19 protein-coding genes and 3 tRNA genes are annotated in these 21,026 nt (G+C 50.5%); 20 read left to right on the forward strand and 2 right to left on the reverse strand.

Annotation, left to right across the window (positions count from 1 at the left end):
* The first annotated feature begins 244 nt into the window (after positions 1-244).
* From HMPREF3052_RS00500 to HMPREF3052_RS11960, 3 genes are all read left to right on the forward strand, one after another.
* Positions 245-910, forward strand: a complete 666-nt coding sequence (locus tag HMPREF3052_RS00500) for a COG1361 family protein (RefSeq protein WP_070747703.1) — start codon at positions 245-247, stop codon at positions 908-910.
* A gap of 275 nt (positions 911-1,185) precedes the next feature.
* The gene (locus HMPREF3052_RS00505; RefSeq protein ID WP_070747706.1) at positions 1,186-2,049 is read left to right on the forward strand and encodes a GNAT family N-acetyltransferase; all 864 of its coding nucleotides are present in this window, start codon (positions 1,186-1,188) and stop codon (positions 2,047-2,049) included.
* 23 nt (positions 2,050-2,072) lie between these two features.
* Positions 2,073-2,198 carry a hypothetical protein gene (locus tag HMPREF3052_RS11960; RefSeq protein WP_003684698.1) on the forward strand — a complete coding sequence of 42 codons (126 nt, stop codon included), beginning with the start codon at positions 2,073-2,075 and terminating at the stop codon, positions 2,196-2,198.
* A gap of 65 nt (positions 2,199-2,263) precedes the next feature.
* On the opposite strand, the gene HMPREF3052_RS00510 is transcribed toward HMPREF3052_RS11960, so the two are convergent.
* Positions 2,264-2,767, reverse strand: coding sequence for a hypothetical protein (locus HMPREF3052_RS00510; RefSeq protein ID WP_003684697.1), 504 nt, complete (start codon positions 2,765-2,767; stop codon positions 2,264-2,266).
* Positions 2,768-2,980: 213 nt separating this feature from the next.
* On the opposite strand from HMPREF3052_RS00510, the gene pyk reads away from it, so the two are divergent.
* Both pyk and HMPREF3052_RS00520 read left to right on the forward strand, forming a co-directional pair.
* Positions 2,981-4,453, forward strand: a complete 1,473-nt coding sequence (gene pyk, locus HMPREF3052_RS00515; protein ID WP_070747709.1) for a pyruvate kinase — start codon at positions 2,981-2,983, stop codon at positions 4,451-4,453.
* A gap of 199 nt (positions 4,454-4,652) precedes the next feature.
* Positions 4,653-6,068 (forward strand): OmpP1/FadL family transporter, encoded by a 1,416-nt coding sequence (locus HMPREF3052_RS00520; RefSeq protein WP_070747712.1) that lies wholly within the window; start codon positions 4,653-4,655, stop codon positions 6,066-6,068.
* Positions 6,069-6,380: 312 nt separating this feature from the next.
* Here the strand turns inward: HMPREF3052_RS00520 and HMPREF3052_RS00525 are convergent, their stop codons facing one another.
* Positions 6,381-7,580, reverse strand: a complete 1,200-nt coding sequence (locus HMPREF3052_RS00525; protein ID WP_070747716.1) for a LysM peptidoglycan-binding domain-containing protein — start codon at positions 7,578-7,580, stop codon at positions 6,381-6,383.
* Positions 7,581-7,814: 234 nt separating this feature from the next.
* On the opposite strand from HMPREF3052_RS00525, the gene def reads away from it, so the two are divergent.
* From def to HMPREF3052_RS00600, 15 genes are all read left to right on the forward strand, one after another.
* A complete protein-coding gene (def, locus tag HMPREF3052_RS00530) occupies positions 7,815-8,318 on the forward strand; it encodes a peptide deformylase (RefSeq protein WP_003678675.1) in 504 nt (167 codons plus the stop codon).
* A 135-nt stretch (positions 8,319-8,453) separates the two neighbouring features.
* Positions 8,454-9,380 (forward strand): methionyl-tRNA formyltransferase, encoded by a 927-nt coding sequence (fmt, locus tag HMPREF3052_RS00535; RefSeq protein WP_070747719.1) that lies wholly within the window; start codon positions 8,454-8,456, stop codon positions 9,378-9,380.
* Positions 9,381-9,413: 33 nt separating this feature from the next.
* Positions 9,414-9,932: an O-acetyl-ADP-ribose deacetylase gene (locus HMPREF3052_RS00540; protein ID WP_070747722.1), complete on the forward strand. Its 519-nt coding sequence runs from the start codon at positions 9,414-9,416 to the stop codon at positions 9,930-9,932.
* 46 nt (positions 9,933-9,978) lie between these two features.
* Positions 9,979-11,238: a 16S rRNA (cytosine(967)-C(5))-methyltransferase RsmB gene (rsmB, locus tag HMPREF3052_RS00545; protein WP_070747726.1), complete on the forward strand. Its 1,260-nt coding sequence runs from the start codon at positions 9,979-9,981 to the stop codon at positions 11,236-11,238.
* Positions 11,204-11,797 carry a DUF4390 domain-containing protein gene (locus HMPREF3052_RS00550; protein WP_003686233.1) on the forward strand — a complete coding sequence of 198 codons (594 nt, stop codon included), beginning with the start codon at positions 11,204-11,206 and terminating at the stop codon, positions 11,795-11,797. Before rsmB ends, HMPREF3052_RS00550 begins: the two co-directional genes overlap by 35 nt.
* Positions 11,798-11,800: 3 nt before the next feature.
* Positions 11,801-13,927, forward strand: coding sequence for a sensor histidine kinase (locus tag HMPREF3052_RS00555; RefSeq protein WP_070747728.1), 2,127 nt, complete (start codon positions 11,801-11,803; stop codon positions 13,925-13,927).
* Positions 13,914-15,188 (forward strand): sigma-54-dependent transcriptional regulator, encoded by a 1,275-nt coding sequence (locus HMPREF3052_RS00560; protein ID WP_070747731.1) that lies wholly within the window; start codon positions 13,914-13,916, stop codon positions 15,186-15,188. The genes HMPREF3052_RS00555 and HMPREF3052_RS00560 overlap by 14 nt, the downstream gene beginning before the upstream one ends.
* 234 nt (positions 15,189-15,422) lie before the next feature.
* Positions 15,423-16,613 carry a DNA-processing protein DprA gene (gene dprA, locus HMPREF3052_RS00565; RefSeq protein ID WP_070747734.1) on the forward strand — a complete coding sequence of 397 codons (1,191 nt, stop codon included), beginning with the start codon at positions 15,423-15,425 and terminating at the stop codon, positions 16,611-16,613.
* Positions 16,614-16,637: 24 nt separating this feature from the next.
* Positions 16,638-17,093 (forward strand): Smg family protein, encoded by a 456-nt coding sequence (locus tag HMPREF3052_RS00570; RefSeq protein WP_070461207.1) that lies wholly within the window; start codon positions 16,638-16,640, stop codon positions 17,091-17,093.
* Between the two features lie 79 nt (positions 17,094-17,172).
* Positions 17,173-19,479 (forward strand): type I DNA topoisomerase, encoded by a 2,307-nt coding sequence (topA, locus tag HMPREF3052_RS00575; protein ID WP_070747737.1) that lies wholly within the window; start codon positions 17,173-17,175, stop codon positions 19,477-19,479.
* Between the two features lie 149 nt (positions 19,480-19,628).
* Positions 19,629-20,201 (forward strand): 16S rRNA (guanine(966)-N(2))-methyltransferase RsmD, encoded by a 573-nt coding sequence (gene rsmD / locus HMPREF3052_RS00580; protein ID WP_070747740.1) that lies wholly within the window; start codon positions 19,629-19,631, stop codon positions 20,199-20,201.
* Between the two features lie 122 nt (positions 20,202-20,323).
* The gene (locus HMPREF3052_RS00585; protein WP_003679513.1) at positions 20,324-20,575 is read left to right on the forward strand and encodes a YfhL family 4Fe-4S dicluster ferredoxin; all 252 of its coding nucleotides are present in this window, start codon (positions 20,324-20,326) and stop codon (positions 20,573-20,575) included.
* A 98-nt stretch (positions 20,576-20,673) separates the two neighbouring features.
* Positions 20,674-20,757, forward strand: a tRNA-Tyr gene (locus HMPREF3052_RS00590).
* A 32-nt stretch (positions 20,758-20,789) separates the two neighbouring features.
* A tRNA-Gly gene (locus HMPREF3052_RS00595) sits at positions 20,790-20,863 on the forward strand.
* A 9-nt stretch (positions 20,864-20,872) separates the two neighbouring features.
* Positions 20,873-20,947: transfer RNA gene (locus HMPREF3052_RS00600), tRNA-Thr, on the forward strand.
* The last annotated feature ends 79 nt before the right edge of the window (positions 20,948-21,026 follow it).

The following is a 21,026-nucleotide window of genomic DNA, read 5'->3' on the forward strand; positions in this document are numbered from 1 at the left end:
TGAGGTCTTGCAGGCTTCATTCTCAACCTGGGTGTAAACAACGCAACGTTTTCCTACACCTGATAAAACTCTCAGGCCGTCTGAAAACACAGCTGTGCGGTTTGAGTTGTCTGCTTGATATATCAGTTTCATAAAAAGCAAGATATTAAGCAAATTACGTTAAAATAATGCCTTCTGAGTTAATGACATCATTTGCTCAAAAGGCATTATTTTTTATAACACGACACGAAATGTAGGAAAACTTATGCACTCATCCATACAAAGCCGGTTTGCCCCAATTTTATACGTCTTGATTTTCTTTGCCGGATTTTTGGCAGCACAAGTTTGGTTTAATCAGCAAGCCTATTTGACCAACCTTCCCCTTTTGGTCACTGCCATTTCTGCCGTTGCATTGGTTTGGTTGATTTGGGCTGTCGTCTCTGCGCAATCCAAAGCAAAAAGCAAGATATTGCATCGTGAGCAGCTGATTCAAAAAGAGAGCATTCATCCTGTTTTGCATGCGACGTTGCAGCGTTCTGACGGTCAAACGGATTTATTGGTTTTGATTGTCCGCAATAGCGGTAAGGGCTTGGCGAAGAATGTGCGTTTTGAGGTAGAGTCTTTGCCGGATCACTTGCCGAGCAAGCTGGTCGCCGATGCGGTTATGCGCTTGGAGATGTTTTCCGGCGGTGTGGATATGCTGGCATCGGGCGAATTGTATGGCGGCGTGTTTGCAAGCATGTTGGCGCTGGCTGCCGAATTGCCGGACCAGACATTTGGCGGCGTGTTGAAACTGAAGGCCACTTATGAAAATGCCTTTGGCGATCAATGCACTTCTGAAAGCATTTTGGATTTGAGCATACTGAATTTCAATTTGTCAGAAATTAAATCCAGTGGCGAGCAAAAGCCCCGCAAGAAATTGTTGTATTGATATTTAAAATATGCAGGCCGTCTGAAACCGAAATACTTGTTTTCAGACGGCCTGTTGTTATTTTTCAAATGATTTTTGAAGAAAAAGAGGCGTATCGGGTATAATAATCAAAGAATTTGAAACGGATTGTCAGGATCGGCAAGCCGTCTCATCATTGTCGTATTTCAAAACCTTACTGATATTTTTTCAATAATCTGTTGCTATGTATCGGAACTTTTTCTGATGTTGGCACTGGCGAAATATTCCTTCAGCCATTTACTCTCAGGAAGCTGCTTATGTTAGTGTGTAATCCTTATGAAGTTGTGATCCATGGTACGACCAGCAAAGGCAAGATTTTCCGACCAAGCGACTGGGCGGAGCGCCTGTGCGGTATTTTGTCTTCCTTTACTAAAGACAACCGCCTTTCCTATTCTAATTGGGTGCGCCCGATTTTGGTGGACAATGTCCGTTGTGTGGCGGTCGATAAAAAGTTGGAAGAAGACAATCCGCAAATGTTCCGTTTCTTGATGGACTTTGCGGCGGATAATGATTTGCGCGTGATTGACTGCAAAGCCTTGCTTAAAGAACAAGAGAGCAAACAGCAGGGCGAAGTGCCGGTCGAGCGCGTTTTGTTGGCGCAGGCGATTGAAGAAAAACATGCCGCCGAGCGTGCGGAAGCGGCCAATGTGCAGCCTGAGCCACAAGCTGCCGCACCTGTGGTCGGCGTATTGCGTGAAATTCAGCCGGAAGAAACTGCAACTGCTTTTGCGGCCTTGAGTGTTCTGCGTTCATCGTTGACCGATATTCACCGTTTTGTCGAACAAATCAACGAGCATCAGCGCAAAACCGGCTACCGTCTGCTGGGTATTTTTGAAGAAGGCAAACAAAATGCCGTAGCCGTATGCGGTTTCCATACTGCACATAACTTGGCCAGCGGTTACCATATCCATATTGATGATCTCGTAACCATGCCGCAATGCCGCCAAAAAGGCTATGCTTCTCGCTTGTTGGAAGAAGTACGTAAAATCGGTGCGGAAACCGGCGCGACCAAAATCCATCTGAATGTCCATGTGAACCATGACCGTGCCAATGCCCATCGTCTCTACTTCAAAAACGGATTTGAAATCTGCGCTTACCATTTCCGTTGCGACCCGAAATAATTTTTGTAGAAAGAGGGAATTCAATGTTGAAGATTTTGACTGCGGCTGTTTTGACACTGAGTTTGGCGGCCTGCGCATCAGGCAGCGGAGGCAGCTCGCAAATGTATGGTGAGATTAAGGCCGGCGTAGAAACCAGCCATCAACGTTGAGATATACAATGACAAGGCCGTCTGAAATAGGTTTTCCTGTTTCAGACGGCCTTTTTGCAGCTTGATTAGAGGGTCGTGGAGGTGTCGTCAGTGGCAACAGTCCGATGCAGGCGATACCAATTGTACAGGCGCAAGATGCACAAGAAAGCGATGATGGGCATACAGGCCGCGGTAACCAGATAACGCGGGTTGCTGAAGTTTAAAACGTTGTGACCAGAAAGCAGCGACAAAGCGGCATGCAACCATTCCCACAAAGACGAAATGCTGAATGCCAAAACAGCCAACAGGCCGAGGGTTCGGAAAATACCGATGGGCAGGATTTGTTGGCGTAATACAGCGCGGTTGAGTTGGAACAAAACAATCAAACCGAAGCCGATGATGCAGACCATGCCGCCGTTGGCGACGATTTGCAGGCTGTTGAAGGCAATGTCGGGTGTGACGGAAATGGTACCAGATTGGTTGGAGGCGGTTTGTTGCAAATTTAAGCCTTGCATGACATTGAGTACGAAACCGTAGATTAGGTCGGCCAAAACGATGCCGATGGGTAGCGGAGTCAAAAAACGTTTCATGGATCAGTTGAGTATTCTATTAGTATGAGGGAGGCCGTCTGAAAATCAAAAATGACGACGTGAGAGTGTATTGTATCCGATAGAAAAGTAGGTTAATGCAAAAATAAATTTAGTTTAAGTCAGAAAATCATGTAATTTTACGCCAACATTATTGCATTAAGCGTACAATCTCCCTCATTATCAAACGTGGAATCAACAGGAAAGGATGTTTACATGAGCGAATTGCAACGTGATTTAACCCGTATCAGTCACAATACCAAAATTGTCGCCACATTGGGTCCGTGCAGCAACAATGTGCAATTGTTGGAAGACATGATCCGTGTCGGCGGTCTTAATGTCATCCGTTTTAATTTCAGCCACGGTACCCCTGAGTTCCATGAAGAAAACGCCCTCATCGTGCGCGAAGCCGCGAAACGTGCAGGTCAGGAAGTGGCTATTCTTGCCGACTTGCAAGGCCCGAAAATCCGTGTCGGCAAAATTGCCGGCGGCAGCATCGAGCTGAATAAAGATGAAACCTTAATTTTGGATGCCGCGCTTGAAGGCGAAGGTACACGCGAAGCGGTGGGTTTGGACTACCGCGATTTGCCGAATGACGTCGTTGCCGGTGATGTTTTGTGGCTGGATGACGGCCTGTTGACCTTGACCGTTGAGGCGGTTGAAGGAAGTAGGATTATTACAAGAGTTGAAAACAGCCATGTGCTGAAAAGTAATAAAGGTATCAATAAACGCGGTGGCGGCCTGTCTGCCGGTGCGTTGACCGAAAAAGACTTCCGTGACCTGAAAACGGCGATTGCCATCGGTTGCGACTACTTGGCCATCAGCTTTGTGAAATCTGCTGAAGATCTGCACATCGCACGCGCCAAAGTCGAGGAAGAAATGAAAGGCAGTACAGCCGTACGTCCCGGTTTGGTTTCCAAAATCGAGCGCGTAGAAGCCATTGAAAATCTAGACGAAATCATCCTCGCCAGCGACGGTATTATGGTTGCCCGCGGCGACTTGGCAGTGGAAGTCGGTCATGCCGCCGTTCCTGCCCTGCAAAAACGCATGATCCGCCGCGCCCGTGAGTTGCGCCGCTTCAGCATTACTGCGACCCAAATGATGGAATCCATGATTACCAATCCCGTACCGACCCGTGCCGAAGTGAGCGACGTGGCCAATGCGGTATTGGACGGTACCGATGCGGTAATGTGTTCCGCTGAAACTGCGGTGGGTGCGTATCCGTTTGAAACGGTCAGCCAAATGGCGGTTATTTGTGCGGCGGCCGAAAAAGAGCAGGACTCCCTCAATGGCGTTATCGAGCCAGTTGAATTCCAAGATCCTCTCAGCACCAACTTGGCGATTGCCCGCGGCGCGGTTACCGTAGCGCGCGCAGTTCACGCCAAAGCGATTGTCGCCCTGACCGAAAGCGGCTCAACCGCCTTCGAAATCAGCCGCCACAACATCACTTTGCCGATTTTCGCCCTGACCCCGAGCATTTCCGCACAACGCCGCATGGCGATGTATCGCGGCGTGCGTCCGATGATTTTGGCGACCAGTACCGACCACGATACTGCGCTGAACGAAGTGGAAGCTGTGTTGGTCGAACACCAAATTCTGTGTTCTGGCGACCAATACATCATTACCAGCGGCTCGAAAATGCGTGAATCCGGTTCGACCAACACATTGGAAGTGCTGCAAGTCAAATAATCGAATCAATGTTTTACTAAGTGGAAAAAGCAGGCTGCCTTCAGCCTGCTTTTTTGTATTTTGGATATTTGTTATGTAAAAAACCGAAAATAATAGGCAAGAATAACGATGTAGTATAGAATTGAGTACCTATACTAAATCAATAAAGGACGTTTCAGACGGCCTTTTTCTTTGTCCGCTACTTTCACGGTAAACCAAAATGATTCATTTCAATCTGAAAAAAACAGCATTTATTTTAAGCACAGCACTTTTATCTACCGCTGTCCAAGCTTCCGGTTACCACTTCGGCACACAATCCGTTAACGCACAAGGCACGGCCAACGCCGCCGCCGCCGAAGCCGCCGATGCCTCAACCATTTTCTACAATCCGGCCGGTTTGACCAAACTCGACAGCAGCCAGATTTCCGTCAACGCTAACATCGTTTTCCCAAGCATTCATTATGAAGCGGAATCTGCGAAACACTTCCGCACAGGTGCCGATGTCAGCGGCTCGACTAGCGGCAAAATTACCGAAACCACTATTGCTCCGCACGTCTATGGCGCGTACAAAGCCAGCGACGATGTGACTTTGGGTTTGGGCGTGTACGTTCCTTTTGGCTCTGCAACCGAATACGAAAAAGATTCCGTATTGCGCCACAACATCAACAAATTGGGTTTGACCACCATCGCCATCGAGCCGGTAGTCGCGTGGAAACTGAATGAGCAACACGCCGTCGGTGCCGGTTTGATTGCCCAATATTCCAAAGCCGAATTGCGCAAATACTCCGACTGGGACGCTTCCGGCGCCATCAGCCAATTGGCCAGCGGCTTGGCTTCTCGTCAAGCAGGCCGTCCCGTTGCTGTCGATGCAACCGGCAAAGCTGACGGTCATGCCGATGTAAAAGGCCACGATTGGGGCTTCGGCTATCAACTGGCGTGGATGTGGGACATTAACGACCGTGCACGCGTGGGTGTGAACTACCGCTCCAAAGTATCGCATACGCTGAAAGGCACTGCCGATTGGGAAGCGGACGGCGCATATGCAAAACGCGCTTGGGATTTGGGTGCAATGGCTGCACGCGGTTATGTGCCGAACGAAAAAGCCAGCGTAAAAATCGTCACGCCTGAGTCTTTGTCTGTTCACGGTATGTACCGCGCCACCGACAAAACCAACCTGTTCGGCGATGTGACTTGGACGCGCCACAGCCGCTTTAACAAAGCCGAGCTGGTGTTTGAAAACACCAAAAACGTTGTCAACGGCAAATCTAACCGTACCGTCATCACGCCTAACTGGCGCAACACTTATAAAGTCGCATTCGGCGGCTCTTACCAAGTTACCGAACCATTGCAACTGCGTGCCGGTATCGCTTTCGACAAATCACCGGTTAAAAGCGCCGAAGACCGCATGAACAGCCTGCCTGACGGCAACCGTATCTGGTTCTCCGTTGGTGCTAAATATCAACTGGGTAAAAACCATGTTATCGATGCGGCGTACAGCCATATCCACATCAATGACACGGTTTACCGCACAGGCAAAGCCAGCGGCAACGACGTAGACAGCCGTGGTACATCCTCTGCCCGCTTCAAAAACAAGGCGGACATCTTGGGCTTGCAATACACTTACAAATTCAAATAATCAGATTTGAGTTGTGGATAAAAAGGCCGTCTGAAATCTTCAGACGGCCTTTTTGTTGGCAGGAACAGATGGAACAATCCACAGGCAATAAATGGCGTGTTGGGCTTTTCATATTTCTGATTGGAATGGCAGAACAGCAAGACGATAAAAAAGGGAATAGCCGATTACCGGCTTGAGAAATAAGATGTTGTTTGCGCTTTAAACAACGCGTTACAGATTTTATTTATTCTGATGGGCAGCAATCAAAAGGCCGTCTGAAAAACAGGTTTTCAGACGGCCTTTATTTGCCGGATGGCGGCTAAGAAAGCTCAATCAGCTGCGGACTTCCAGTTCGATTTCTCTTTCCTGTTCGTCTTCAGCCGGCTTGTCCATGGTTTTTTCATCGGCCATATTGTCCAAATCACGGCCGGGTTCGGAAGCGGTATCGCCGATGGAAATGCTGTTCAGGCTTTCCAAAATAATGGCGGAGGCCAGATGGTCGGATGTGCGGTACACCATTGCCAAGCCGATTTCTTCCGCCGGAATGGAAACCAATTCAACCGTATCTTTGTCTTTCGGCTTGCGAATCAGGTTGTTGGACAGATTGACACGGACTTGGCGGCCGCGTTTGTAGAGGCTGACCACAGTGCCTTTGTCCAAGCCGTCGAGTTCGCCTTTGTCCAAAGTAATGGTTTGGAACTGGCCGGCTTCGCCCACGCCGTCGAAGATGGAAACGACTTTGGCCTGAATCGGACGGGCAGGGGCGTGAGGCATAACATTGAAGCTGTCGAGGCCTTCGGGCAGTTTCAGCAGATAGTCGTCTTTGCGGATTTCGGAAACGGCTTCTTCGATAACCAAAGGTTGCGCGGATTGGGTGCGCAGCTTCATGGCTTTGTTGACTTGGGTGTAAGGCAGCGTGTTGGCGATGCCGCTGAACACAACTTCTTGGCCGAGAAATTTGCCGGTTTCCGGGTCGGTGATGTTTTTATTGACGCGGTAGGTCAGGTAGCGGCCGGGTTCGGTCAGGCCGTATGCGTACACGCGGTTGCCTTGGGTGTAGAGGACGCGGTTGTCGGGGCCGGCAATCAGGCGCGGCGCGTTGGCGGTTTCTTCCGGAGCGATAATCTGCGGATGTTTCATGAACATGCGGTAGAGGTTGACATTGACGGTCGGAATGCCGTAGCCGGAAGTTTCGCGTACGCGCGGATGCAGTTTGATCACGGGAATGCCGTCTGAACGGGTTTGGGCATGTTCAAAACCCAGTCGCGGCTGACCGTTGATGTAGCGTAAAACCAACACCTGACCCGGATAGATCAGATGCGGATTGCGGATGGCGTTGCGGTTAGCGCCCCAAAGGCGGTTCCATTGCCATGGGCTGTACAGATATTTGCCGGAAATACCCCACAAGGTATCGCCGTTTTTAACGACGTAGCGTTGCGGCGCATTGGGGCGGATTTTTAAAGAAGCTGCCTGAGTGTGGGCAGAAATAGCCATACCTGCCATGCAAAGCAGGGTTATAATACGTTGTTGCATAACCGTTCCCCTTGAAATCGATTCGGTTTGTCTTCAGATGATAAACAGAGAAGGCTGGAGTTTGCGAAACTGCCGCCCATTCATCAATACGATAACGAACGGCCTCCGTCGCGCTATCTTAACATTTTTCGGCGTTATTTTAGCATTGAATGTTGCTGTCATGACAGGAGATTGTGGCGGCGGAAACCGAATCTGTATGAAAATCACACATCAGCTTTATAAAACGAGAATATTATGGCTTTACTGAACATCCTCCAATACCCCGACGAGCGTTTGCACACGGTCGCCAAACCTGTTGAAAAAATCGACGAGCGCATCCAGACATTGGTTGCCGATATGTTTGAAACCATGTACGAAGCACGCGGTATCGGCTTGGCGGCCACTCAGGTCGACGTACACGAGCGCATCGTCGTGATGGATTTGACCGAAGACCGCAGCGAGCCGCGCGTGTTCATCAATCCCGTCATTGTCGAAAAAGACGGCGAGACGACTTATGAAGAAGGCTGTCTGTCCGTACCGGGCATTTACGATACTGTAACCCGTGCCGAGCGCGTCAAAGTTGAAGCCTTGAACGAAAAAGGCGAGAAATTCACGCTGGAAGCAGACGGCCTGCTGGCAATCTGCGTGCAGCACGAATTGGATCACCTGATGGGCATCGTGTTTGTCGAACACCTGTCGCAGCTGAAACAAGGCCGCATCAAAACCAAACTGAAAAAACGTCAGAAACACACCATCTGACCTACGCATCGCTTAAAGGCCGTCTGAAAAGACAAAACAGAAGGCAGACTTCGGTTTTCAATCTTTCAGACGGCCTTTTCAGCTGAAACAGTTTGCCTAACGCGCCCATTCAAACCATTTCCACAAGGACACAACATGAAAGTCATCTTTGCCGGTACGCCCGATTTTGCCGCCGCCGCCTTGAAAGCCATCGCCGCCGCAGGTTTTGAAATTCCGCTGGTGTTGACCCAGCCCGACCGCCCCAAAGGCCGCGGCATGCAGTTGACCGCATCGCCGGTCAAACAGGCTGCCTTGGAATTAGGTTTGACCGTGGCGCAGCCGGAAAAGTTGCGCAATAACGCCGAAGCCCTGCAAATACTCAAAGATACAGGCGCAGATGTGATGGTGGTGGCCGCGTATGGCTTGATTTTGCCGCAGGATGTGTTGGATACGCCCAAACACGGCTGCCTCAATATCCACGCTTCGTTGTTGCCCCGTTGGCGTGGCGCGGCACCGATTCAACGTGCGATTGAAGCCGGCGATGCCGAAACCGGCGTGTGCATCATGCAGATGGACATCGGCTTGGATACCGGCGATGTGGTCAGCGAACACCGCTACGCCATCCAACCTACGGATACCGCCAACGAAGTGCATGACGCATTGATGGGTTTGGGTGCGGAAGCGATTGTTGCCGACTTGCAGCGTCTGCAGGCGGAGGGTCGTCTGAACGCGGTTAAGCAGCCAGAAGAGGGCGTGACTTATGCCCAAAAATTAAGCAAAGAAGAAGCGCGTATCGATTGGAACGAGTCCGCGCACATTATCGAACGCAAAATCCGCGCCTTTAACCCTGTTCCTGCCGCGTGGGTCGAGTATCAAGGCAAACCGATGAAAATCTGGCGAGCCGAAGTCGTGGCCAAACAGGGTAAGGCAGGCGAAGTATTGTCCTGCACTTCAGACGGCCTGCTGGTGGCGTGCGGTGAAAATGCGCTGAACATCACCGAATTGCAGCCTTCCGGCAGCAAACGCATGAGCATACAGGCATTTGCGGCAGGCCGGACGATTGAAGTCGGAACAGTTTTGTAACAGGCTGGAAATCAACGTAGAGGAAAGAAAACAATGGCTGTTTTTGAAGTGGTCGAGGGCGATATTACCCGATTGGCAGTCGATGCGATTGTCAATGCCGCCAATTCATCGCTGTTGGGCGGTGGCGGCGTAGACGGTGCGATACACCGCGCCGCGGGCAAAGAGCTGCTGGACGAGTGCCGCACTTTGGGCGGTTGCCGCACAGGCGAAGCCAAAATAACCAAAGGCTATCGTTTGCCTGCGCGTTATGTCATTCATACGGTCGGGCCGGTATGGTTTGGCGGAAAACAAAATGAAGAGGCCAAATTGGCACAATCCTACGCCAATTCCTTGCTGCTTGCCCAGAAACACAATCTCCACAGCATCGCCTTTCCGTGCATCAGCACCGGTGTGTACCGCTTTCCGGCCGAAGCCGCCGCACGTATTGCTTTGGAGAGTTTGAAACAAACCCTGCCGCAATGTCCGGCAGTGGAAAAAATCATCTTTTGCTGTTTTTCCAAAACAGATGCCGAATATTATCGGGCATTGTTGGCAGCCGAACAGGCCGTCTGAAATCCTCCGAACACGTGAAATCAAATATGAATCAGAAAGTAAAAATATGAGTATGTCCCTCGCCCAAAAACTTGCCGCCGACAGCATTGCGGCGGTCGCAGAAGGGCGCAACCTTCAGGATGTGTTGGCGCAAATCCGCGCGGCGCATCCGCAGCTGACGGCGCAGGAAAACGGCGCGTTGCAGGATATTGCCTACGGTTGCCAGCGTTATTTGGGCAGTTTGAAGCACATGCTTGGTCAAATGCTGAAGAAGCCGATTGACAATCCGCAGCTTGAAAGCCTGCTTTTGGCGGCGATGTACCAACTGCATTACACGCGCAATGCGCCTCATGCCGTGGTTAATGAAGCGGTGGAAAGCATTGCCAAAATTGGCCGCGGCCAGTTCCGCTCGTTTGCCAACGCGATTTTGCGCCGCTTTTTGCGTGAACGCGACAAGCTCGCGGCTTCCTGCAAAAAAGACGATGTGGCGAAACATAACCTGCCGCTGTGGTGGGTGGCGTACCTGAAAAACCATTATCCGAAACACTGGCACAACATCGCCACCGCGCTGCAATCGCATCCGCCGATGACGCTGCGGGTCAACCGCCGCCACGGCAATGCTGAATCGTATCTGGAAAAGCTGGCGGCGGAAGGTATCGCGGCAAAGGCGTTGGACGAATATGCGGTTACGTTGGAAGAAGCCGTGCCGGTGAGCCGCCTGCCCGGCTTTTCAGACGGCCTGGTGTCGGTGCAGGATTTCGGCGCGCAGCAGGCGGCGTATCTGTTAAACCCTAAAGACGGCGAACGGATTTTGGATGCCTGCGCCGCGCCGGGCGGGAAAACAGGGCATATGTTGGAACTGGCGGATTGTCATGTTACCGCTTTGGATATCGACGAAGGTCGTCTGAAAAGAGTGAAGGACAATATTGACCGTTTGGGGTTTCAGACGACCGCTCTGACTTGCGCCGATGCGCAGGACTTGGCGGCGTGGTATGATGGAAAGCCTTTCGACGCCATCCTTGCCGACGTGCCGTGTACCGCTTCGGGTGTGGCGCGGCGCAATCCCGACGTGAAATGGCTGCGCCGCCCGACCGATGCCGTCAAAACCGCACGCCAACAGGAAGCATTATTAGACGCGCTGTGGCAGACCCTGACGAAAAACGGCAGGATGTTGCTGGCTACCTGCTCGGTCTTTGTCGAAGAAAACGACGGTCAGTTGCAAAAATTCCTTAACCGCCATGCTGATGCCGAGCTGATCGAATCGCGTGTGCTTTTACCGAACAAACATCAAGATGGCTTTTATTACGCGCTTATTAAAAAGCAGTAAAACGCTGATTGTACCGCTCTTGCTTGCCGTGTCGTTGAATGCGGCGGGCGAGGGCATCAGTGCGACCCGTGCCGAGGCAAAGCTGACCCATGCCGGACAGCTTTCCGTCAGCAGCCGTTTCCGCACCGATCTGCCCGACCAGCTTAAAGAAGCACTCAAACAGGGCGTCCCCCTGCATTTCAATTTGAGTTGGCAGCTGTCAGCGCCGTCTATGTCGTCCTATAAATTCAAGTTCGACCAGCTGCTCAACAACGACAGCACGATTCAATACAAATTGTCCTTCCATCCACTGACCAACCGCTATCGCGTTACCGTTGGTACGTTTTCTACCGAGTACGACACGCTTGAGACTGCCTTGCGTGCAGTGGGCGCGGTCGTGAATTGGAAGGTTTTGTCCAAGGGTGCGCTGAGTGATGTGGCCGCCAAAGACACGAAGGCTGAAATCCGCCTGCTGCTGACAACCGCCAAGCTGCCCAAACCGTTCCAAATCAATGCCCTGACGTCTAAAAACTGGCATTTGGATTCCGGTTGGAAATCCTTGTCGGTCGTGCAGGAGTAAACCATGCGCCGCTTTCTTCTGATTGCCGCCGTATTCGCCGTTGTTTTGTTGTACGGTCTGACTGTTGCAACGGGCAGCAGCAACGTATTGTCTGATTATTTCTGGTGGATTGTCGCCTTGTGCGGCTTGCTGTTGCTGGTGTTGGCGGCGGTGTTGGTGCGCTATGTCGTGCTTTTGATACGCGACAACAGCAAAAGCGTGTTCGGTTCGCAGATTGCGCGTCGGCTGTCGGGGATGTTTACCTTGGTTGCCGTATTGCCGGGCGTGTTTTTGTTCGGTATTTCCGCCCAGTTTATTAACGGTACGATTAATTCTTGGTTTGGCAACGATACCCATGAGGCTCTAGAGCGCAGCTTAAACTTGAGCAAATCCGCGCTGAGCTTGGCGGTGGACAACGCTGTCAGCAACGCCACGCCAGTGCAGATCGACTTAATCAGCGCCGCTTCACTGGACGGCAATTTGGGGCAAACGCTGGCACAATCCGCACTTACTGCCGACTTTGCCCAGCTGGCGCTTTATAACGCGACCACCCATAAAGCCGAGAAAAGCATCAATCCCCTGAAACTAAATCAACCCGAACTCAACAAAGAAGGATGGGAGCAGCTGGAGCAGACCGGTTCGGTGCGCAGCTTGGAAAACATCGGCGGCGTGCTGTATGCTCAAGGCTGGATGCTGATCGGTACGCATAAAAATCAGGATTATGCGTTGTTTTTCCGGCAGCCGATTCCAAAAGATGTTGCCCAAGACGCGACGCTGATTGAAGCGGCCCGAGCCAAATATGCCGAACTGAGTTATACCAAAAAAGGCCTGCAAACCTTTTTCCTGTCCACGCTGTTGGTCGCGACATTATTGGCCATCTTTTTGGCGCTGGTGATGGCTTTGTATTTTGCCCGCCGTTTTGTGGCACCGGTATTGTCTCTGGCAGAGGGTGCGCGGGCGGTGGCTCAGGGTGACTTCAGCCAGACTCGGCCGGTATTTCGCAATGACGAGTTCGGCCGTTTGACCCAGTTATTCAACCACATGACCGAGCAATTAGCGATTGCCAAAGAGGCAGACGAGCGCAACCGTTTGCGCGAAGAAGCAGCACGCCATTATTTGGAATGCGTGTTGGAAAGTTTGACTACAGGCGTGATTACTTTGGATGCCAATGGCCGTCTGAAAACCTTTAACAAGGCCGCCGAACAGATTTTGGGCGTTTCGCTGGTGTCTTTGTGGGGCAGTAACTGGCATCAATGGCACGGCAAATCGCCGCAGCAAACCCTGTTGGCCGATGTGTTTGCCGCCATTAATGAAACCGCCGATAGCAACAAACCCGTCCAAGTCGAATACGCCGCGCCCGATGATGCCCGAATCTTGTTGGGCAAAGCCACCATTTTGCCGGAAGACAATGATAACGGCGTGGTGATGGTGATTGATGACATTACCGTCTTGATGCGGGCGCAAAAAGAGGCCGCATGGGGCGAAGTGGCGAAACGTTTGGCGCACGAAATCCGTAATCCGCTTACGCCTATCCAGCTTTCCGCCGAGAGATTGGCATGGAAATTGCGTGATAAACTAGATGAACAAGACGCCCAAATTCTCAGCCGTTCAACCGATACCATCGTCAAACAGGTGGCCGCGCTGAAAGAAATGGTCGAAGCGTTCCGCAACTATGCGCGTGCGCCGTCGCTGAATTTAGAAAAACAAAATTTAAACGGTTTGGTGTCGGAAGTATTGGTATTATATGAGGCCGGCGTGTGCAAGTTTAATGCGCGGCTCAGCGCCGACACCTTGCCGATTGTTGCCGATACGACGGCGATGCGCCAAGTGTTGCATAACTTATTTAAGAATGCCGCAGAAGCGGCAGAGTCGGACGAAACGCCGCAAGTAAACGTCGAAACAGGGCGCGAAGGCGGACAGGTTTTCCTGACCGTCTGCAACAACGGCAAAAGTTTCAGCAAAGAAATGCTGCACAATGCTTTTGAGCCGTACGTTACCGACAAACCGACAGGAACGGGACTTGGTTTGCCCGTTGTGAAAAAAATTATCGAGGAGCATGGCGGCCGTATCAGCCTGAGCAATCAGAACAGTGGCGGCGCGTGCGTCAAAATAGCTTTACCGGAAATGGCAGAAACTTATGCGAAGCAGTGATATTTTGATTGTAGATGATGAAGTAGGCATCCGCGACCTGCTCTCCGAGATCCTTCAAGACGAAGGCTATACCGTCACTTTGGCCGAAAATGCCGAAGAAGCGCGCCAATTGCGTTATCAAACGCGTCCGGCCATGGTGTTGCTGGATATTTGGATGCCCGATTGCGACGGCATCACTTTGTTGAAAGAGTGGGCGAAAAACGGCCAACTCAATATGCCTGTGGTGATGATGAGCGGCCATGCCAGCATTGACACTGCGGTTGAAGCCACCAAAATCGGCGCACTCGATTTTCTGGAAAAACCGATTGCCCTGCAAAAACTCTTGTCCGCAGTAGAACGCGCCTTGAAACATGGCGAAGTTCAGACGGTCTCCGGTATGACTTTGGACAAATTGGGCAACAGTTCCGTCATTCAAGAAATGAACGGCAGCATTGAAGCGGCTGCCAAACACAACCGCCCGCTGTTGTTGGCCGGTGAGGCAGGTTCGCCGTTTGAGATTGTCGCCCGCTATCTGCACAAAAGCGGTACGCCTTGGGTGGCAACCGACCGTGTCGAACACATTGTCGATACGCCGATGGAGCTGTTGCAAAAGGCATCAGGCGGTATTTTGTATGTCGGCGATATTGCCCGTTACAGCAAAAACATCCAAAACGGCATTGCTTTCTTGCTGGAAAAAGCCGACCGCTACAATGTCCGTGTGATTGCTTCTTGCGGCTTTAAACGCGGTGAGAGCGCCGATGACGTCGTTGCCAGCAGACTGGCGGAGCTGTTGAAAGAGCGCATCGATGTTCCTTCTTTGTGCAGCCAGCCGGACGATATCGTCTTTTTAATCAACCGCATCATGACCGATTTGGCCGAAAGTCAAAAAATCCAGCCGGTAAAATTCAGCGACAGCGCGTTGGTGGTTTTGCGCCAATACGATTGGCCGGGCAATTACGACCAGCTTGCCGAAACGGTGAAAAACATCATGTTGGAATCTGACGGCAAAGAAGTGAATGAGCAGGCCGTTGCCGTGGCTTTAGGTCAGAAGGAAAATGCGACGGCGACAGAAATCATCGGCGGCTTCAATTTCAATATGCCTTTGCGCGAATTGAGGGAAGAAGTCGAGCGCCGCTACTTTGAGTACCATATCGCCCAAGAAGGCCAAAATATGAGCCGCGTGGCGCAAAAGGTCGGTTTGGAGCGTACACACCTTTACCGCAAACTCAAACAACTCGGTATCAGCGTATCGCGCCGCAGCGCCGACAAATCCGAAGAATAAGCGCAATATCGGTTCAAACACAAAAGAGGCCGTCTGAAAGCCATCAGGTTTTTCAGACGGCATCGTCATTTGACGGTGTGTTTAGACAAGCAATACTTTATAAAAATAATGATATGGCTAGGCATGGTTATTTTGCCTTTTAAGCCGACAGAAGTTTTATATCAATGAAATTTTCAGACGGCCTTTATTTACTTCAGGCCGTCTGAACAACCATTACGAAAAGGGAACAGATTGATGACGGAAAACGAGCGTTTTGTTTGGTTGCAACTGGCATTTACGCCCTATATTGGTGCAGAAAGTTTTTTGGTACTGTTGCAGCAATTCGGTAGCGCACAAGCAGCCTTGAGTGCGCCGGCAGACAAAATTGCCGCGTTGGTGCGCCATAAACAGGCGGCCGAGTCGTGGCGCAATGCGGACAAACGGGCTTTGGCGCAGCAGTCAGCCGAAGCCGCTTTAAAATGGGAAATGCAGGATGGTTGCCGTCTGTTGCTGTTGCAAGATGATGATTTCCCCGAAATGCTGACACAAGGCATTACCGCGCCGCCGGTCTTGTTTTTACGCGGTAATGCAGAGTTGTTGCACACACCTTCTGCCGCGATTGTCGGCAGCCGCCATGCCACGCCGCAGGCAATGCGGATTGCTAAAGATTTCGGCAGGGCGTTGAGTGAAAAAGGCATTCCTGTTGTATCGGGTATGGCTTCGGGCATCGACACAGCCGCCCATCAGGGAGCATTGCAGGCAGATGGCGGTACCATTGCCGTCTGGGGAACCGGTATAGACCGCATTTATCCGCCGTCCAATAAAAACCTTGCTTATGAAATTGCTGAAAAAGGATTGATTGTCAGCGAGTTCCCTTTGGACACGCGTCCGTTCGCAGGCAATTTTCCGCGCCGCAACCGTTTGATTGCCGCGTTATCGCAGCTGACATTGGTGGTGGAAGCGGCATTGGAATCCGGCTCATTGATTACTGCCAAGCTGGCGGCGGAGATGGGGCGTGAAGTGATGGCGGTACCCGGTTCAATAGACAATCCGCATAGCAAAGGCTGTCACAAGCTGATTAAAGACGGGGCAAAACTGGTTGAATGTTTGGACGATATTCTCCATGAGTGTCCGCAGCTATTGCAAAATACGCCTGTTCCATCATATTCTATAAATAAGACGGTAAAACCGAAAAACGATCAAACCAAACGTCTGCAACCAAAAACAATAGTGGATGAACCGCAAAGGCCGTCTGAAAACCTATCTGCTGCCCCATCAACAAGCGCTTTATTGGAAGCAATGGGTTACGACCCGATACACCCCGATATTTTGGCGCAACAAACCAATACGGCAGCGGCAGACGTGTACGCACAGCTTTTGGAATACGAACTTGACGGTATCGTTGCTGCCTTGCCGGGCGGCCGTTATCAGCGTGTCAAAGCATAAATTATCTATATTTAAGGAACCAGCATGACCGAAGTCATTGCCTATTTAATCGAACACTTCCAAGATTTCGACAATTGTCCGCCTCCGGAGGACTTGGGTCGCCTTTTGGAAGATGCGGGTTTTGATGCTACGGAAATCGGCAATACATTGATGATGATGGAAGTCTTGTTCAATACGTCCGAATTCTATGCCGAGCCGTTTAACAGCGACTCCCTGCGCGTATTTTGCCGTGAGGAAGCTGAAAACTTGCCGCAGGAAGTCATGGGCTTGATGCAGTATTTGGTTGCCGAACACGCAATTACTTATGAGCAACGCGAAATCGTCATTCACGCCCTGATGCACATTCCATCGGACGAAATTACCCTCGATACCGCCAAAGTGTTGGTATTGCTGGTGCTGTGGATGCACAAGAGCGAGTTGTCCGTCCTGATAGGCGATGACTTGATGAGTGCGTTGACCGGACAAAACGTTATGCACTAAACCTTTTTTCAGACGGCCTAAACAAAATGATAAAAGGCCGTCTGAAACATAAATCCAATACATCCAAAAGAGAACAACAATGGCGAAAAACCTATTAATCGTCGAATCCCCGTCCAAAGCCAAAACCCTGAAGAAATATCTGGGCGGTGATTTTGAAATCTTGGCGTCTTACGGCCACGTCCGCGATTTGGTCCCGAAAAGCGGAGCAGTCGATCCCGACAATGGCTTTGCCATGAAATACCAATTGATCAGCCGCAACAGCAAACACGTCGATGCCATCGTTGCCGGTGCCAAAGAAGCTGAAAACATCTACCTCGCAACCGACCCGGATAGGGAAGGTGAAGCCATTTCTTGGCATCTTTTGGAAATCCTAAAATCCAAACGCGGTCTGAAAAACATCAAGCCGCAGCGTGTCGTGTTCCACGAAATCACCAAAAACGCCGTGCTCGACGCCGTCGCCAATCCGCGCGAAATTGAAATGGACTTGGTCGATGCGCAACAAGCCCGCCGAGCTTTGGACTATTTGGTCGGTTTCAACCTCTCGCCATTGTTGTGGAAAAAAATCCGACGCGGTTTGAGCGCAGGCCGTGTACAAAGTCCCGCTTTGCGCCTGATTTGCGAGCGCGAAAACGAAATCCGCGCGTTTGAAGCGCAGGAATATTGGACGGTGCATCTCGACAGCCACAAAGGCCGCAGCAAGTTCACCGCCAAACTAGCCCAATACAACGGCGCGAAACTCGAACAATTCGACCTGCCGAATGAAGCCGCGCAAGCCGACGTGTTGAAAGAACTCGAAGGCAAAGAGGCCGTCGTTACCGCCATTGAAAAGAAAAAGCGCAGCCGCAATCCCGCCGCGCCGTTTACCACTTCTACCATGCAGCAGGATGCCGTGCGCAAACTCGGTTTCACCACCGACCGCACCATGCGTACCGCCCAACAGCTTTACGAAGGTATAGACGTAGGGCAGGGTGCCATCGGTTTGATTACCTATATGCGTACCGACAGCGTGAATTTGGCAGATGAAGCATTAACCGAAATCCGCCATTACATCGAAAACAAAATCGGCAAAGAATATCTGCCGAGTGCCGCCAAGCAATACAAAACCAAATCCAAAAACGCCCAAGAAGCGCACGAAGCGATCCGTCCGACTTCCGTGTACCGCACGCCCGAAAGCGTCAAACCCTTCCTGAGCGCAGACCAGTTCAAACTCTATCAAATGATTTGGCAGCGTACCGTCGCCTGTCAGATGACGCCCGCCAAATTCGACCAAACCACCGTCGATATTACCGTCGGCAAAGGCGTATTCCGCGTAACCGGACAAGTGCAAACCTTCGCAGGCTTCCTCAGCGTTTACGAAGAAAGCAGCGACGATGAAGAAGGCGAAGACAGCAAAAAACTGCCCGAAATGAGCGAAGGCGACAAATTGCCCGTGGACAAACTCTACGGCGAACAACACTTCACCACCCCGCCGCCGCGCTACAACGAAGCCACGCTGGTTAAAGCCCTCGAAGAATACGGTATCGGCCGTCCTTCAACCTACGCCAGTATTATTTCCACGCTCAAAGACCGCGAATACGTTACCCTTGAGCAAAAACGCTTTATGCCCACCGACACAGGCGACATCGTCAATAAATTCTTGACCGAACACTTCGCCCAATATGTCGATTACCACTTTACCGCCAAACTTGAAGACCAGCTTGACGAAATTGCCAACGGCAAACGCCAATGGATTCCCGTGATGGATAAATTTTGGAAGCCGTTTATCAAGCAAGTGGAAGAAAAAGAGGGCATCGAACGCGCCAAATTTACCACGCAGGAACTCGACGAAATCTGTCCGAAATGCGGCGAACACAAACTGCAAATCAAATTCGGCAAAATGGGTCGTTTTGTCGCGTGTGCCGGTTATCCCGAGTGTAGCTACACGCGCAATGTCAATGAAACTGCCGAAGAAGCCGCCGAGCGCATCGCCAAAGCCGAAGCCGAGCAAGCCGAACTCGACGGGCGCGAGTGCCCCAAATGCGGCGGTCGCCTAGTGTACAAATACAGCCGCACCGGCAGCAAATTCATCGGCTGCGCCAACTATCCGAAATGCAAACACGTTGAACCGCTGGAAAAACCGAAAGACACCGGTGTCCAATGCCCGCAATGTAAAAAAGGCAACCTCGTCGAGCGCAAATCCCGCTACGGCAAACTGTTTTACAGTTGCAGCACTTATCCGGATTGCAACTACGCCACATGGAATCCGCCCATTGCAGAAACTTGTCCGAAATGTGCATGGCCGGTTTTAACCATCAAAACCACCAAACGCTGGGGCGTGGAAAAAGTCTGCCCGCAAAAAGAATGCGGCTGGAAAGAACAGATTGAACCGCCTGCACCGAAGGAATAATTGGTTAAAGCTTGGGTAGAAAAAGGCCGTCTGAAAAATGATTTTCAGACGGCCTTGTTATATCTAAAAGAATAGAGTGAAATACGGCTTGATGGCAGTTTCACTATATAATTGAGGCCGTCTGAAAACTCGGCATCTTTTTAAAAATCATGGCAAACAACAAACATTCCAAACACACCAATCAAGTACGCATTATTGGCGGGCAATGCAGGGGACGAAAGTTAACATTTTTATCTGCAGATGGTCTGCGTCCGACGCCTGACAGCGTGCGTGAAAAACTGTTTAATTGGTTGGGCCAGGATTTAACCGGCAAAACAGTATTGGATTTATTCAGCGGCAGTGGTGCTTTAGGAATGGAGGCTGCTTCTCGTAATGCGACAAAAGTGGTAATGGTCGATAACCACCGCCAAACTGTTCAAACGTTTCAGAAAAATATCCGTGAATTAGGTTTGAAACAGGTGGAAATCGTGTGTTCAGACGGCATAGCTTATCTGGCAAGGCCGTCTGAAAAATTTGATGTTGTGTTCCTTGATCCGCCGTTTGCATGGGAAGATTGGCAAAATCTGTTTATCCGATTGCAAAGCCACTTGAAAAATGGGGCAATGGTCTATATTGAAGCAGGGAAGCTGCCTGAAAAACCGGATTGGCTGGAAATTTATCGGGAAGGAAAGGCGGGAATGAGTAGGTTTGAATTGTTGCTCTATTTGCAAGTTGCTGAATAGTATGGAATTTGAGAATCATTCCCAAGGTGTAAAACATTCTTTCAAATGGATTGTCCCGACGTCATTTGTGCTATAATCCGCGCCCAATCGGTTTTGATAATTTAAGAAAAAAGGAAATAGAAATGTCGCTCTTTATTACAGATGAGTGCATTAACTGCGATGTGTGCGAACCGGAATGCCCTAATGATGCCATTTCGCAAGGTGAAGAAATTTACGAAATCAATCCAAACTTGTGTACGCAATGTGTAGGCCATTACGATGAACCTCAGTGCCAACAGGTATGCCCTGTCGACTGTATCTTGATCGATGAAGAACATCCTGAAACGCACGAAGAGCTGATGGCTAAGTACGAAAAAATCATTCAGTTTAAATAAATAGTGTTTAAAAGCAAAAGCTTGGATATTTTTAAAGAAATAAATAAAAAAAAATCTTGACGGAAATCTGAGTTGCCAATAAACTAGCGTTCTCTTTTGGAGGGATTCCCGAGCGGTCAAAGGGGGCAGACTGTAAATCTGTTGCGTGAGCTTCGAAGGTTCGAATCCTTCTCCCTCCACCAAAAATTCTTACTTGGAGCAAAAAAGTGAGTATGCGGGTGTAGCTCAATGGTAGAGCAGAAGCCTTCCAAGCTTACGGTGAGGGTTCGATTCCCTTCACCCGCTCCAAACAATTTTGCCCATGTAGCTCAGGGGTAGAGCACTCCCTTGGTAAGGGAGAGGTCGGCAGTTCAAATCTGCCCATGGGCACCATCTCATTATTACCCTTTCTTTCAAAAAGCTATAGATTATAGGATATTGCCATGGCTAAGGAAAAATTTGAACGTAGCAA

The organism is Neisseria sp. HMSC056A03 (assembly GCF_001815685.1).
In the GTDB taxonomy this organism is placed as follows: Bacteria; Pseudomonadota; Gammaproteobacteria; order Burkholderiales; family Neisseriaceae; genus Neisseria; species Neisseria subflava.

Coding starts and splice junctions, on each gene's coding strand:
- HMPREF3052_RS00500 (WP_070747703.1), top strand. CDS start 245: ATGCACTCATCCATACAAAGCCGGTTTGCCCCAATTTTATACGTCTTG.
- HMPREF3052_RS00505 (WP_070747706.1), top strand. CDS start 1,186: ATGTTAGTGTGTAATCCTTATGAAGTTGTGATCCATGGTACGACCAGC.
- HMPREF3052_RS11960 (WP_003684698.1), top strand. CDS start 2,073: ATGTTGAAGATTTTGACTGCGGCTGTTTTGACACTGAGTTTGGCGGCC.
- HMPREF3052_RS00510 (WP_003684697.1), bottom strand. CDS start 2,767: ATGAAACGTTTTTTGACTCCGCTACCCATCGGCATCGTTTTGGCCGAC.
- pyk (WP_070747709.1), top strand. CDS start 2,981: ATGAGCGAATTGCAACGTGATTTAACCCGTATCAGTCACAATACCAAA.
- HMPREF3052_RS00520 (WP_070747712.1), top strand. CDS start 4,653: ATGATTCATTTCAATCTGAAAAAAACAGCATTTATTTTAAGCACAGCA.
- HMPREF3052_RS00525 (WP_070747716.1), bottom strand. CDS start 7,580: ATGCAACAACGTATTATAACCCTGCTTTGCATGGCAGGTATGGCTATT.
- def (WP_003678675.1), top strand. CDS start 7,815: ATGGCTTTACTGAACATCCTCCAATACCCCGACGAGCGTTTGCACACG.
- fmt (WP_070747719.1), top strand. CDS start 8,454: ATGAAAGTCATCTTTGCCGGTACGCCCGATTTTGCCGCCGCCGCCTTG.
- HMPREF3052_RS00540 (WP_070747722.1), top strand. CDS start 9,414: ATGGCTGTTTTTGAAGTGGTCGAGGGCGATATTACCCGATTGGCAGTC.
- rsmB (WP_070747726.1), top strand. CDS start 9,979: ATGAGTATGTCCCTCGCCCAAAAACTTGCCGCCGACAGCATTGCGGCG.
- HMPREF3052_RS00550 (WP_003686233.1), top strand. CDS start 11,204: ATGGCTTTTATTACGCGCTTATTAAAAAGCAGTAAAACGCTGATTGTA.
- HMPREF3052_RS00555 (WP_070747728.1), top strand. CDS start 11,801: ATGCGCCGCTTTCTTCTGATTGCCGCCGTATTCGCCGTTGTTTTGTTG.
- HMPREF3052_RS00560 (WP_070747731.1), top strand. CDS start 13,914: ATGCGAAGCAGTGATATTTTGATTGTAGATGATGAAGTAGGCATCCGC.
- dprA (WP_070747734.1), top strand. CDS start 15,423: ATGACGGAAAACGAGCGTTTTGTTTGGTTGCAACTGGCATTTACGCCC.
- HMPREF3052_RS00570 (WP_070461207.1), top strand. CDS start 16,638: ATGACCGAAGTCATTGCCTATTTAATCGAACACTTCCAAGATTTCGAC.
- topA (WP_070747737.1), top strand. CDS start 17,173: ATGGCGAAAAACCTATTAATCGTCGAATCCCCGTCCAAAGCCAAAACC.
- rsmD (WP_070747740.1), top strand. CDS start 19,629: ATGGCAAACAACAAACATTCCAAACACACCAATCAAGTACGCATTATT.
- HMPREF3052_RS00585 (WP_003679513.1), top strand. CDS start 20,324: ATGTCGCTCTTTATTACAGATGAGTGCATTAACTGCGATGTGTGCGAA.